Source organism: Streptomyces sp. NPDC016562, assembly GCF_043076955.1.
Classification (GTDB): domain Bacteria; phylum Actinomycetota; class Actinomycetes; order Streptomycetales; family Streptomycetaceae; genus Streptomyces.
In genome coordinates, this window is record NZ_JBIBRZ010000002.1 from 1,440,258 (window position 1) to 1,453,051 (window position 12,794).

General features: G+C 73.4%; 16 protein-coding genes. 5 read left to right on the forward strand and 11 right to left on the reverse strand.

What is annotated here, in order from left to right:
- Positions 1-131: 131 nt before the first annotated feature.
- On the reverse strand, positions 132-287 hold the full coding sequence (locus tag ACF059_RS14170; protein WP_392056699.1) for a CsbD family protein: 156 nt from the start codon (positions 285-287) through the stop codon (positions 132-134).
- 286 nt (positions 288-573) lie between these two features.
- On the opposite strand from ACF059_RS14170, the gene ACF059_RS14175 reads away from it, so the two are divergent.
- The 5 genes from ACF059_RS14175 to ACF059_RS14195 all read left to right on the forward strand — a co-directional run bounded on the left by ACF059_RS14175 (position 574) and on the right by ACF059_RS14195 (position 3,341).
- Entirely contained in the window at positions 574-1,236 is a 663-nt protein-coding gene (locus ACF059_RS14175; RefSeq protein WP_392056029.1) for a nucleotidyltransferase family protein, read from the forward strand.
- Positions 1,233-1,487 (forward strand): hypothetical protein, encoded by a 255-nt coding sequence (locus ACF059_RS14180; protein ID WP_360903143.1) that lies wholly within the window; start codon positions 1,233-1,235, stop codon positions 1,485-1,487. Before ACF059_RS14175 ends, ACF059_RS14180 begins: the two co-directional genes overlap by 4 nt.
- The gene (locus ACF059_RS14185; protein WP_392056032.1) at positions 1,484-2,278 is read left to right on the forward strand and encodes a metallophosphoesterase; all 795 of its coding nucleotides are present in this window, start codon (positions 1,484-1,486) and stop codon (positions 2,276-2,278) included. The genes ACF059_RS14180 and ACF059_RS14185 overlap by 4 nt, the downstream gene beginning before the upstream one ends.
- A gap of 133 nt (positions 2,279-2,411) precedes the next feature.
- Positions 2,412-2,783 (forward strand): STAS domain-containing protein, encoded by a 372-nt coding sequence (locus ACF059_RS14190; protein WP_392056035.1) that lies wholly within the window; start codon positions 2,412-2,414, stop codon positions 2,781-2,783.
- 12 nt (positions 2,784-2,795) lie between these two features.
- On the forward strand, positions 2,796-3,341 hold the full coding sequence (locus ACF059_RS14195) for an ATP-binding protein (protein WP_392056038.1): 546 nt from the start codon (positions 2,796-2,798) through the stop codon (positions 3,339-3,341).
- Between the two features lie 48 nt (positions 3,342-3,389).
- Here the strand turns inward: ACF059_RS14195 and ACF059_RS14200 are convergent, their stop codons facing one another.
- From ACF059_RS14200 to ACF059_RS14245, 10 genes are all read right to left on the reverse strand, one after another.
- Entirely contained in the window at positions 3,390-4,286 is an 897-nt protein-coding gene (locus ACF059_RS14200; protein ID WP_392056042.1) for a SigB/SigF/SigG family RNA polymerase sigma factor, read from the reverse strand.
- 172 nt (positions 4,287-4,458) lie between these two features.
- Entirely contained in the window at positions 4,459-5,505 is a 1,047-nt protein-coding gene (gene hypE, locus ACF059_RS14205) for a hydrogenase expression/formation protein HypE (RefSeq protein WP_392056702.1), read from the reverse strand.
- 55 nt (positions 5,506-5,560) lie between these two features.
- Positions 5,561-6,703: a hydrogenase formation protein HypD gene (gene hypD, locus ACF059_RS14210; protein ID WP_392056045.1), complete on the reverse strand. Its 1,143-nt coding sequence runs from the start codon at positions 6,701-6,703 to the stop codon at positions 5,561-5,563.
- Positions 6,700-6,987: a HypC/HybG/HupF family hydrogenase formation chaperone gene (locus ACF059_RS14215; RefSeq protein ID WP_360903163.1), complete on the reverse strand. Its 288-nt coding sequence runs from the start codon at positions 6,985-6,987 to the stop codon at positions 6,700-6,702. Before ACF059_RS14215 ends, hypD begins: the two co-directional genes overlap by 4 nt.
- Positions 6,956-9,391 carry a carbamoyltransferase HypF gene (hypF, locus tag ACF059_RS14220; RefSeq protein ID WP_392056048.1) on the reverse strand — a complete coding sequence of 812 codons (2,436 nt, stop codon included), beginning with the start codon at positions 9,389-9,391 and terminating at the stop codon, positions 6,956-6,958. Before hypF ends, ACF059_RS14215 begins: the two co-directional genes overlap by 32 nt.
- Complete coding sequence (hypB, locus tag ACF059_RS14225; protein ID WP_392056051.1) at positions 9,391-10,239, reverse strand: hydrogenase nickel incorporation protein HypB; 849 nt, start codon at positions 10,237-10,239, stop codon at positions 9,391-9,393. Before hypB ends, hypF begins: the two co-directional genes overlap by 1 nt.
- A 3-nt stretch (positions 10,240-10,242) precedes the next feature.
- On the reverse strand, positions 10,243-10,629 hold the full coding sequence (locus ACF059_RS14230; RefSeq protein WP_392056054.1) for a hydrogenase maturation nickel metallochaperone HypA: 387 nt from the start codon (positions 10,627-10,629) through the stop codon (positions 10,243-10,245).
- A 126-nt stretch (positions 10,630-10,755) separates the two neighbouring features.
- Positions 10,756-10,863, reverse strand: coding sequence for a DUF6893 family small protein (locus ACF059_RS14235; protein WP_392056057.1), 108 nt, complete (start codon positions 10,861-10,863; stop codon positions 10,756-10,758).
- Positions 10,860-11,411 carry a hydrogenase maturation protease gene (locus ACF059_RS14240; protein WP_392056060.1) on the reverse strand — a complete coding sequence of 184 codons (552 nt, stop codon included), beginning with the start codon at positions 11,409-11,411 and terminating at the stop codon, positions 10,860-10,862. The genes ACF059_RS14235 and ACF059_RS14240 overlap by 4 nt, the downstream gene beginning before the upstream one ends.
- Complete coding sequence (locus ACF059_RS14245) at positions 11,408-12,787, reverse strand: hypothetical protein (RefSeq protein WP_392056705.1); 1,380 nt, start codon at positions 12,785-12,787, stop codon at positions 11,408-11,410. Before ACF059_RS14245 ends, ACF059_RS14240 begins: the two co-directional genes overlap by 4 nt.
- Positions 12,788-12,794 lie beyond the last annotated feature (7 nt).

Here is a 12,794-nt window from a genome sequence, read left to right on the forward strand (position 1 = left end):
GGGGGGGGGGGGGGGGGGGGGGCCGGGGGGGCGGGGGGGGGGGGGGCCGGGCGGGGGGGGGGGGGGGGGGGTTCCCCCGGGGGGGCCCCCCGGGGGCGGGGCCGGGGGGCCCCCTCCTCGGTCTTCTGTCGCTAATCCTTCAAGACGTCCTTGATCTTCTCCTTGGCCTGACGGGCGTCTCCCTTGGCCTGCTCCGCGCGTCCCTCCGCGGTGAGGCTCTCGTTGCCGACGGCGCGGCCCACGGCCTCCTTGGCCTTGCCCTTGGCCTGTTCCTTCTTGCTCTTCATCTTCTTCTCGCCCGACACGGCATGACTCCCCTCGCTCGGAAATCCCGTCCTGCGGTGCGTCTAACCGGTTCCGGGGCCCGCAAACGCAGGGCGGGCCCGTCGCGGCGGAACGGACGGGCAGGCAGGCGGGCGAAGAGATCATGGCGCCGCCCGATAAGGGGTAGCGAAGGAGGGTAGGAGCTCCCCGTGTCACGACGGAGCAAAGCGTTCCGGTTGCGCGCGGTGTTGGATCCTGGTTCGGTCACCGGGAACACGTTCGGTCACCGGGAACAAAGGGAGGTGCCCCGTGAGCCTTCATTCCCGCCCCACGCCCTCTCCCGAAGGCCTGAGTCCGCCCGACCCGCCCGGCGGCGCCCTGCCCAAGGACCACACGCAGGCGATCCTGGAGACCACCAAGCGCGTGGCGTCGCTGCTGAAGAGCTCCGGACAGCCCTTCGCCCTCGCCGGCAGCGTGGCCGCCTTCGCCCACGGGCTGCCGGCGAACTTCCAGCACGACACCGACTTCTGCGTACGGCCCCAGGACGCCGAGACGGTGGTCAAGGCGCTGGAGGACGGCGGCATCGACATGCGCCAGGCCCCGGAGGACTGGCTGGTCAAGGGCAGGGCCGGCGGGGAGGAGATCGACCTGATCTTCGAACTGGCCCGGCGCCCCGTGAGTACCGAGCTGCTGGAGCGGGCCAGCGTGAAGGCGGTCGACTCCGTATGGATGCCCGTGCTCTCCCCCACCGACCTCATGGACAGCCGTCTCGCGGCCCTGTGCGAGCACTACTGCGACTTCGGCGACCTGCTGCCCATGGCCCGCATGCTGCGGGAGCAGATCGACTGGGAGCGCCTGTACCGCGACCACGGCGACAGCCCGCTGGCCGACGCGTTCCTGTACCTCCTGAGGCAGCTGCGCGTCATCGACGCACCCCACCCCGGCCGGACAGAGGCGGAGGACACCTCATGACCTTCAGTGATATCGCCGAGTACCGCCTGGAGCACCTGCGCCAGCGGCTGGCCCGCGGGGAGGTCGCCGAACTCGGGGTGCGCGCCGAGCTCCGCGGCGGCCACGCCGTCATCTGGGGGAACGTGACGAGCGAGGCGTGCCGGGAGGCCGTCCTGCGCGTCGCCGAAGAGGAACTCGTGGGCATCGACTGGCGTGAGGACCTCACCGTCAGCCGGTTCGACCCGCCCGATCATAGGGAGGAACTGCTGTGATCCGCGTGGCAGCCGTCGGGGACATCCATCTGGGTCCGGGCCAGTCTGGGCTGCTCCGGCCCGCCTTCGACACCCTTGGGGAGTGCGCCGACCTGCTGCTCCTGGCGGGTGACCTGACGCGCCACGGCACCCGCGAGGAGGCGCGGGTCGTGGCCGGTGAGGTGGCGGGGCTGGCGGTCCCGGTGGTCGCGGTGCTCGGGAACCACGACTACCAGAGCGACCAGGCGCCCGCGGTCACCGAGGAGCTGACCGCGGCCGGGGTGCACGTCCTGGAGGGCGAGGGAGTGCTGCTGGGCATCAACGGCACGCGCGTGGGCATCGCGGGGACCAAGGGCTTCTGCGGAGGCTTCGCGGGGCGCTGCGGCAGCGAGTTCGGCGAACCGGAGATGAAGGCCTTCATCCGGTACACCCGGTCCTGCGCCGACGGCCTCGGCCGCGCCCTGAACCGGCTGCGGGAGGACGGCAGCGACCTGCGCATCGCGCTCACGCACTTCGCCCCCGTACCGGACACCCTCGCGGGAGAGCCCCTGGAGATCTACCCCTTCCTCGGCAGCTACCTCCTCGCCGAGGCCATGGACGAGGCCGGGGCGGACCTCGCCGTCCACGGCCACGCGCACTCCGGGACCGAGCACGGCATGACGGCGGGCGGCATCCGCGTGCGCAACGTCGCGATGCCCGTGATCGACCGGGCCTTCGCCGTCTACCACCTCTCCGCAAGCGGTACGGGCGTCCACGCGGCCCCGCCGGAGATGTCCTGGACCGTGCCGCCCCCTGCGGCTTGGAAGCGCTGAAGGGGGCGGCACGGCCGCTGTGCGGGCCCCTGCGGCCCCGGGGCACACACGCCGGGGGAATGGAGCGCATAGGGGCGGGTAGGCGTCGTGCAGAGCCAGTGGCCGTGCAGAGCCAGAGGTGGAAGGGGATGCCATGGTTTCCGCACAGGGGGGTGACCGGTTCACCCTCGAAGTCCGACACGTGCAGGGGGCGACCGTTCTCAAGCTGGCCGGAGAGCTCGACCACGACACGGCGGAGCCGTTGAGGCAGGCACTCGAAGCCGTGACCTTCGACGGCCGGGAGCGCTTGCTGGTGGACTTCTCGGACGTGGGTTTCTGTGACTCCACGGGCCTGAACGTCCTGCTGCGCGGCCGCCTCACGGCGGAGCGGGCCGGGGCCAGGATCGAGCTGGTGGGCCTGCGCAGACCAGTCGAACGCATGTTCCGCATCACGGGGGCGGACGAAATCTTTCCGGTCTACGCCGACGTCGAGGAGGCGCTGGCGGGACATCCGCAGCACCACTAGCGGAGGCGCAGGATGAACGAGCCCCGTTCGGCGGAGCGGAGTCGGGTCTTCGTACTCGGCCCCGAGGACGAGAACGTGGTCACCCGGTGCCGCGACTTCACCAGGAGGGTGCTGACGGACTGGGACTGGCTGCCCACGCGGGGCGCCATGACCGAGGCGAAGACGCAGGAGGAGGCCGAGGCGCAGGCGCAGGCCGAGGACGTCCTGCTCCTGGTGTCCGAGGTGGTGGCCAACGCCCGCCTGCACGGCGGCGGCCCGAGTTCCCTGTTGCTGCGGCGCACCGCTGACGGCCTGCGGATCGAGGTGACCGACCGGAGCCCGGCTCCGCCCGTACTGCAACCGCGCTCGGACCTCACCGGGCCAGGGGGCCACGGCCTGCTCATCGTGGACCGGCTCGCGCGGCGCTGGGGCTCGGACCCGCTGGACGGCGGCAAACGCGTCTGGCTGGAGGTCGCGGCCCCCCGGCCCCGGGAGGCGGGGGCCCAGGCCGACGCGGGAGCGCGGTCCTGGTGGTCCAGGCGCTGGGACGGCGCCATCGGCCAGACCCGCCCCACGTGAGACGTGGGACGGGCCCGGCTGAGACCGCTCAGGTCAAGGCAGCGCTGCTCAGGCCGCCGTCTCGCCGTCCGCCGTCTCGCCGTCGGCCTCGACGGCGTCCGTCAGCAGCCCGGTCCGCAGCTTCGTCATGATCCGGCCCAGCAGCCGGGAGACCTGCATCTGGGACACGCCGAGCCGCTCCCCGATCTCCGCCTGGGTCAGCTCCTCCCCGAAGCGCATCGAGAGGATCAGCCGGTCGCGTTCGCCGAGGCCGGCGAGCAGCGGCTTGAGCGACTCCAGGTACTCGATCCGGTCGTACGCGGCCTCCTCCATCCCCAGCGTGTCCGGGGCCGGGGTCACCTCCGGCTCCTCCCCGGCGGGCCTGTCGACCGACCCCGCGGTGTAGCCGTTGGCGGCCCGGCGCCCCTCGGCAAGCGCCTCGTCGTCGATCCCCAGGCGCTCGGCGAGCTCGTGCTCGGTGGGCCGTCTGCCCAGCCGCTGCTCCAGGGCGTCGTTGGTCTTGGCGATGTCGAGCCGCAGCTCCTGCAGTCGCCTCGGCACCTTCACGGCCCACGAGGTGTCCCGGAAGAACCGCTTGATCTCACCGGTGATGGTCGGCAGGGCGAAGGTCGCGAATTCGACCCCGCGCTCCACGTCGTACCGGTTGATGGCCTTGATGAGGCCGATCGTGCCCACCTGGATGATGTCCTCCAGTGGCTCGCTGCGGTTGTGGAACCGGCGTGCCGCGTACTTCACCAGGCTGAGGTTGAGCTCGACGAGCGTGTTGCGCACGTACGAGTACTCCGCGGTGCCCTCGGTGAGCGCGTTCAGCCGCCGGAACAACGAGACCGACAGCGTCCGGGCGTAGGACGTGCTCACTCCCAGCGGATCCTCGGGGATGCCGAGGCTGTCCGCCAGCTGCGCGGTGTGGACGGGCTCCGCGGTGTCGCGGGAAACGGGTGACATGAGAATCCTCCGACGGATGGGTCCGGCGCCTGGCCGGCGTATCGGGACCGTCGTGGCCTTCCAGGGGGATATACCCGCCGCGGGGCGGATTGACCCTTCCGGTTTCTCGTGTCGGCGGCGCTCCCGGCGGCCTTCACCGCCGGGAGCCGCACGCCCCGGCCCCGCGGGCCGCTCAGCAGATCCGCGGGAGCTGCTCCCCGACGGGCAGGTCGACCACGCGCGTGCCCCCCAGCCGGGTGCGCGCCACGACCATGCCCGGGTGCGCCTCCACCGCCTCGCCGATCACGGTCGCCCCGCGGCCCAGCGGGTGCGCCCGCATCGCGTCGAGCACCGCCTCGGCGTGCTCGCGCGGCACGAAGGCGACGAGCTTGCCCTCGTTGGCCACGTAGAGCGGGTCCAGGCCGAGGATGGAGCAGGCGTTCGCGACGGCCGGGGGCACCGGGATCCGGGCCTCGTGGACCACGACGCCGGTCCCGGAGGCGGCCGCGATCTCGTTCAGCGAGGCGGCCAGACCGCCCCGGGTGGGATCGCGCAGGACGTGGAGGTCCGGGGTGACCGCGAGCATGCTGCGTACGAGCCCGCCCAGCGGCGCGCAGTCGCTCTGGACGTCCACCCCGAACTCCAGGCCTTCCCGGACGCTCATGATGGCCACGCCGTGCAGTCCGATGTCACCGCTGACGATCACCACGTCGCCGGGGACGACCCGCTGCGGGCGCAGGTCGACGCCGGCGGGGATGATCCCGATGCCCGCGGTGTTGACGTAGATCCCGTCCCCGTGGCCGCTCTCGACGACCTTGGTGTCCCCGGTGACGACCTCCACGCCCGCGGTGCGGGCGGCGTCGCCCATCGCCCGCGCCACACGCGACACGACGGACATCTCGACCCCCTCCTCCAGGATGAACCCGCAGGAGAGGTAGGCGGGCTCCGCCCCGGACATGGCGAGGTCGTTCACCGTGCCGTTGACGGCCAGGTCGCCGATGCAGCCGCCGGGGAAGAACAGCGGCCGCACGACGTACGAGTCCGTGGAGAACGCCAGCCGGACCCCGCCCACGGAGAGTGCGGCCGAGTCCCCGAGCTGCGCCAGTGCGGCGCCGCCGAACGCCGGGAGGAAGAGGTGCTCGACGAGCTCCGCGGAGAGGGCGCCCCCGCCGCCGTGGCCCATCACCACCCGGGGGTGGTCGCGCAGCGGAGCCGGGCAGGTCCAGCCGGTGATGTCCAGCGGCGCGGTCTCGGTCGGTGCGGTCTCAGGCGGTGCGGTCTCAGGCGGTGCGGTCTCAGGCAACGGGGCTCGCCTCCAGCGGGGTGGTCGGGGTGGCCGGCGCGCTCTGGAGGTCGAGGCGCCGGTAGAGGTAGTACGCCGCGCACGCGCCCTCACTGGAGACCATCGTGGCCCCGAGCGGGGTGCGCGGAGTGCACAGGGTGCCGAAGGCCTCGCACTCGTGCGGCTTGATGAGCCCCTGGAGCACCTCGCCGCTGCGGCACTCGGCCGGCTCCCGCGTGTCGATGCCCGTCACGGAGAAGCGGTGCTCGGCGTCGAAGTCCCGGTACCGCTCGGACAGGCGCCAGCCGCTGTCCGGGATGACGCCGATGCCGCGCCAGGCCCGGTCGGTGACCTCGAAGACGTCCGCCAGCATGGCGAGGGCCGCCGGGTTGCCCTCCGGGCGCACCGCCCGCGCGTACGCGTTGTCCACCGTGTGCTCGCCGCGTTCCAGCTGCCGCACGGTCCGCCGCACCCCTTCGAGGATGTCCAGCGGCTCGAAGCCCGTCACGACGATCGGGACGCGGTAGCGCTCCGCGAGCTCCGGGTACTCGGCCACGCCCATGACGCTGCACACGTGCCCGGCGGCGAGGAAGCCCTGCACCCGGCAGCTGGGCGAGCGCATGATGGCCTCGATCGCGGGGGGCACCCGCACGTGGGACACCAGCAGGCTGAAGTTGGTGATGCCCAGCCGCTTGGCCTGGTGGACCGTCATGGCGTTCGGCGGCGCGGTGGTCTCGAAGCCGATCCCGAAGAACACCACCTCCCGGTCCGGGTTCTGCCGGGCGATCGTCAGGGCGTCGAGCGGCGAGTAGACCACCCGCACGTCACCGCCCTCGCTGCGCACTCGGAACAGGTCACGGCCGGTCCCAGGCACCCGGAGCATGTCCCCGAAGGAGCAGAAGATGACGCCCGGCCGGGAGGCGATCTCCAGCGCCTTGTCGATCACCTCCAGCGGTGTGACGCACACCGGACACCCGGGACCGTGGATCAACTCCACCTGATCGGGGAGAAGTTGGTCGATGCCGTGCCGGATGATGGTGTGGGTCTGACCGCCGCACACCTCCATGAGGGCCCAGGGCCTGGTCACGGTGGCGTGGATCTCGTCCAGCAGCCGGCGCGCGAGGTCCGGGTCCTGGAATTCGTCGATGTACTTCATGGCTGCACTCCCTCGCCGGCCTCCGCGGCCAGCTCCCACGGGTCGCCGAACTCCTCCTGCAACATGCCGAGTTCAGCGAAGAGCTCAAGGGTCTGCCGGGCTGATTCCTCGTCCAGTCGCTGCAGGGCGAAGCCGACGTGGACGATGGCGTACTCGCCGACCTGGAGGTCCGGCAGGTACTCCAGGCACACCTCCTTCTGTACGCCGCCGAAGTCGACCGTGGCCATGCGGGTGCCGTCCCTCTCCCCGATGTCAAGCACTCTGCCGGGTACCGCCAGGCACATGGGTCTCTCCTCGCTGTGGGGGTGGGGTGTCGGTGACGTCACGGGCGGCCGCCACCACGAGCTGGCCGAGTGCCAGCCCGCCGTCGTTCGGCGGGACGCGATGGTGGCGCAGTACGGTGAAGCCGCGCTCGCGCAGCGTGCGGGCGCAGGCCGAGGACAGGAGGGTGTTGGCGAAGACCCCGCCGGTCAGGACCACCGTGTCGAGCCCGTACTGCCGACGCGCGAGCGCGCACAGCCTGCCGACGAGGGCGGTGACACCGGCGTGGAAGCGGGCCGCGATGAGCGACGGTTCCACCCCCGCCCGCAGATCGGCCACCACCGCCGCCAGCATCGGCGCCGGATCCGCGGTGACCGGACCACCGCCGGGACCGGGCGCCGGGACGCTCAGACGGAAGTCGTAGGGGCCGGAGTGGGGACCGGGGCCTGCATCGTCGCGGGCCGTCGCCCGCAGTGCGGCGCTCTCCAGCTCCATCGCCGCCTGGGCCTCATAGCCGGCGTGGTGGCAGATGCCCGCCAGCGAGGAGACGGCGTCGAAGAGCCGTCCCATGCTGGAGGTGGGGACGCAGTTCAGATCGCGCTCCAACTGCCGTGACAGGACGCGTAGTTCGTCCTCAGGGCAGTGGGCCGTACACGGCAGGTCCGGATCCCAGGCGATGCCCGCCGCCCGTAGGTGCGCGAGGGCCATGCGGTAGGGCCGGCGCACGGCCGCGTCCCCGCCCGGCAGCGGCACGTACGCGAGATGGGCGAAGCGGGTGTATCCGGCGTAGTCGGCGAGGAGCACCTCGCCGCCCCACACCGCGCCGTCGTCGCCGTAGCCGGTGCCGTCGAAGGCGACGCCGATCACCCGCCGGCCGGGCTCCAGGCCGTGCTCGGCCATGGCGGACGCGATGTGCGCGTGATGGTGCTGTACGCGCACCAGCGGCCGGCCCCGCGCACGGCGCGACGCCCACTGGCCGGAGCGGTATCCGGGATGCCGGTCGGTGGCCAGCCGCCCGGGAGACACGCCCGTGATGGACTCCAGCTGCCGCCCGGCGCGCTCGAAGGCGTCCTGCGTGGCGAGGTCGTCCATGTCACCGATGTGCGCCGACAGCCAGGCCCTGCGGCCCTCACCGAGACACAGCGCGTTCTTCAGATCGCCCCCGGTGGCCAGCGTCGCGCGGACCGGCAGCGGCAGCGCGAGCGGCAGCGGGGCGTAACCGCGCGAGCGCCGGACCAGCAGCGCCTCGCCGTCGCAGACGCGCACCACCGAGTCGTCGCACGGCACGTGGATGGGACGGTCGTGCGTCAGCCAGCCGTCGGCGAGGCCGGCGAGCCGCTCCAGGGCCTCGGCCTCGTCCGTCACGATGGGTTCGCCGGCGAGGTTCCCACTGGTCATGACGAGCAGCCGGGGCCCCCGGGGATCACCGGGAAGCCCGAGCAGCAGGTGGTGGACCGGGGTGTACGGGAGCATCACACCGAGATCGGGACTACGCGGGGCGACCTCCGGCGCGGGGCCGGGGACACCGGCGCGCCTGCGGAGCAGCACGATGGGCCGGACGTTCCCGGTGAGCAGGTCCCGCTCCTCGGGGCCGATGTGGGCCAGGCGCCGGGCCTCGGCGAGGTCGCGCGCCATCACGGCGAAGGGCTTGTCACCGCGGGCTTTGCGCCGGCGCAGTTCGGCGACGGCCTCCGGGTGGGAGGCGTCGCAGGCCAGGTGGTAGCCACCGAGCCCCTTGACCGCCAGGATCGCCCCCTCGGCCAGCATCCGGCGGGCCCCGGCGACCGGGTCGCCGTCGGTGACCTCGTACGGGTCCCCGTGCGCGGCCCCCTCCGGCCCGCGCGGGGCGGTGAGCAGGCGCAGCCGGGGGCCGCAGGCCGGGCAGGCCACCGGCTGGGCGTGGAAGCGGCGGTCGGCCGGATCGGCGTACTCGCGGGCGCAGTCGGGGCACATCGGGAAACCGGCCATGGTCGTGTGGGCGCGGTCGTAGGGCAGTCCGGTGACGATGGTGAAGCGGGGCCCACAGTGCGTGCAGGTGATGAAGGGGTGGCGGTGGCGCCGGTCGCCCGGATCCGCGAGCTCGGCGAGGCACGCGGCGCAGGTGGCCGTGTCCGGGGAGACCAGGGTCCGGGCGGGCCCGCCGCCGCGGGAGGCGACGATCGAGAACCCGCCGTCGCCGAGCACCGGGACCTCGCAGTGGTCCACGGCGTCCACCACCGCCAGCGGCGGCGCGTCCGCCGCGAGCCGGTCGCAGAACGCCGATACGGCGGCGGGCGCGCCCTCGACCTCGGTCACCACGCCCTCCGGGGTGTTGGTGACGTGCCCGGCCAGGCCCAGTCCGGTGGCGCGCGCGTACACGTACGGCCGGAAGCCGACGCCCTGGACCACGCCCCGGACCGTGACCCGGCGGCGCTGTACGGACTCCATCAGCGGGTCTGGGCCACGGCGGGGTCGGGCTGCCCGTGGTCGTGCGCCGCATGGCCGTGGCCGGGGCCGTGCGCATGCCCGTGGCCGTGGCCGTGGACGTGGCCGTGGTCGTGGGCATGGTCCGGCCCGTGTGTGTGGCCCGGTCCGAGGGCGTCAGCGCGGGCGCGGGCCATCACCGGGGCGTGCGGCGCCGCGCCGGCCGCGACCGCCTGCGCCCGCTCCAGGAGGACGCCCAGGCCCTGGTCCGCGCGGGCCGAGGTGAGGACCACCTCCACCCCCGGATTGACCCGCTGGACGTTCGCCCGGAAAGCCGCCTCGTCGAAGGCGACGGCCTGCGCGATGTCGGTCTTGGTGACCACGACCAGCTGCGCCAGCCCGAAGGCGGTCGGGTACTTCAGCGGCTTGTCCTCGCCCTCGGTCACCGAGGCGAGGACCACGCGCAGCGACTCCCCGAGGTCGTACGAGGCCGGGCAGACCAGATTGCCGACGTTCTCCACGAAGAGCAGCCGGGTCTCCTCGGGCAGCCACCCCTCCAGGTGCCGCGCCAGCATCGCGGCCTCCAGGTGGCAGAGCCCGTCGGTGAGCACCTGCTTGACGGGCGCCCCCGAACGGGCCAGCCGGACCGCGTCGTTCTCGGTGGCGAGGTCGGCCGTCAGGGCGGCCACGGCCACCCCCCGCTCCCGGGCGAGCAGCAGCTCCCGCTCCAGCAGGGCCGTCTTGCCGCTCCCCGGGCTGGAGAGCAGGTTGACGACCGTCGTGCCGCGGGCGCCCAGCTCGGTGCGCAGCGCCTGTGCGGCGCCGTCGTTCTTGGCGAGTACCGCCTGTTGCAGGTCGACCACTCGGCACATGGTTCAGGCCTCCTCGGAGATCGGTGCGCGGCAGGGGACGAGGGCGTCCTCCCAGGTCACGGTGAGGATGCGCAGTTCGCGTCCGCAGAGCAGTTCCACCTCGGTGGCCCTGCCGCAGCCGGGACAGCACAGCTCGGGGGGCATGCCCACGGCCCATTCGCCCGTGCAGGCGGCGCAGTGCGCACGGGCAGGCACGGACCGGGTGACCAGCTCGGCCCCTTCCAGGACCGTTCCGGCGCAGGCCAGTTCGAAGCAGAAGGCGAGGGCGTCGGGGACCACCCCGGCCAACTCGCCGACTTCGAGTTCCACTCGGCTCACGGCGACCGCACCCTCCGGCGCCGCCTCTTCCACCTGGCCCACGACGGCCATGGCGATCGACATCTCGTGCATCGGACTCCGTCCTGCCGGGGCTCATTACACCGGCAGGACGGAGGCCTCGCGGCCGGGCACGCCGACGCCCGCACGCCCGTACGCCATTCGGGCGTGCGGACGTGCGGGCGTGCGGGCGCTCGGGGTTCACATCCTGCGGATGCGCAGGTAGCGCCTGATGTCGGGGAAGACCTGCGTGAGTACGGCCACCAGGGCCAGGGCGGCGGTGGCTCCGCCGACGACGGATTTCTTCATGGGGTCCTCCTCAGTTCACGGCGGTTGGGGCCATCGGCGTCGGCCCCGGGCGCTTCCTCCTCCTGGAGCAGGTCCAGGAGCATGCGTACGGCCCGCGGCACCGCGGCGGCCACCGGGGCGCTCAGCCCGATGCCCTCCTCGACGCAGGCCGGTTCGCACCCGAGGACCAGCGTGCGCCGGGGCGGCGTCGAGCCGGTTCCGGCGCACAGGGTGTCCAGCAGGGCGAGGACGGTGTCGGGCGACATGTCGTGGCCGTCGAGAGCCGCCCCGCCCGCCCCTCCCGGCACGACCGGCGCGTCGCTCTCCCCGGCGTCGACGAGGTACAGGGTGCCGGGGGCCCCGCCGCGCGCGGTGGCGTCGACCAGGACGAGCGTGTCGTAGCCGTCGAGCAACTGGTAGGCGAGGTGGACCCCGCGCACCCCGAAGTCCACCGCCTCCACGCCCTCCGGCAACGGGTGGCCCGACAGGGCGCGCAGGGTCTCCACGCCGAAGCCGTCGTCGCCGAGGAAGACGTTGCCGATGCCCGCGATCAGGGTGCGGCCGCTCATGCCGGCTCCACGGGAGTGACCTCGTCCGGCTGGAAGTAGAGGAACCTGCCCTGCTCCCGGCGGATGTCCGCGCCCGGGTCGCCGTCCACCGTGACCGCGAGGTGCACGCCCCCGTCGACGTCGTGCAGTACGGCCTCGACCTGGGCGGTGCTGCCCTGGAGGAACAGGTCCTGCGCATCGGTCCGCCGCAGCCCCGGGCGCAGGACCACCCGGCTCCCGACGCCCACCCGGACCCCCTCGACGGTGACGTGGTCGAGGGCCGGGTCCACGGGGTCCCTCCCGGCCGGGTCCCACCAGGGGGTCTCCGGACGGAACAGCGCCTGCGGGTCCTCGGCCAAGGGCTCGCCGGTGATGTCGCGCAGGCCCCGGACGGCCCCGTGGAGCCGTTCCAGCACCTCGGGCGGCATCGAGTCGGCCAGGTCGATCACGGCGGCCGCCCGGGGATCCGTGCCGCGCGCCTCGCGCTTCTCCTGGTCGGTGAGGGCGGCGGTGCGCAGGGCCAGGATCTCGTCGATCTCGGTGGCGTCGTACATGGCCCCGGCGCTCTCGGGCGCGATCGCCGGGTGGTCCTCCAGGATGATGGGGGAGGACAGGACCACGTCCGCCCGCCCGGGCCCGCCCGCCAGCACCGGCCAGGTGCGCCGGTTCTCGCAGGCCGCGACGGCCCCCTTGGCCCACTCGGGCGGGTCGGTCATCGACAGGAACGACCCGGAGCTCAGCCCCAGCAGCAGGTGCGCGGCGACCAGCGAGCGGGGCAGGGCTTCCTCGCGGGTCGCGGCTCCCTCGTCCGGGGCCCACGGGCTGGTGTTCTCCACCACCGCGGTGAGCTTCAGCACCCGGTAGGGGCCCTCCAGTTCGGCGGCGGAGAGCCGCAGCACCCCGCAGACCCGCTCGGTACGCCGCACCAGGCGCCCGACCGTCCGGCCGGTCTCGTCGAGCACCGCCTCGATCTCCACGCGGGCGGGCCGCGAGAAGGGGAAGTACGCGCCCGCACCCACCAGTTCGGAGACCGCGACGGACACCGTGACGCGCTCCTCGGTCCCCTCGTCCCACGGGACCAGCACCCGGTCGGGCAGGTGCAGCTCGGCGACCTCCTCGAACGCGCCCTCAGCGCGCGCCTGTTGCACCGTACGGCGCTGGGCGTGCAGGAAGCGCAGCTCCAGGTCGAGGGTGGCGGCGCCCCGGGGCTCCAGCAGGACCTCGGTCCGCTGGAAGGTGTGCTCCCCCTGTTCGGGGGCCCAGGCGGGCGGCGCGAGCACACCGAACTGCCAGCGCATCCGGTTCTTCGCCGCGGAGGCCCGGTACGGGTAGAGGACGTACCCCTCGAAGAGGACGGCGTCGGCGACCTGCCGGGCCGACGCGAAGCGTGCGTCCACGGCCGCG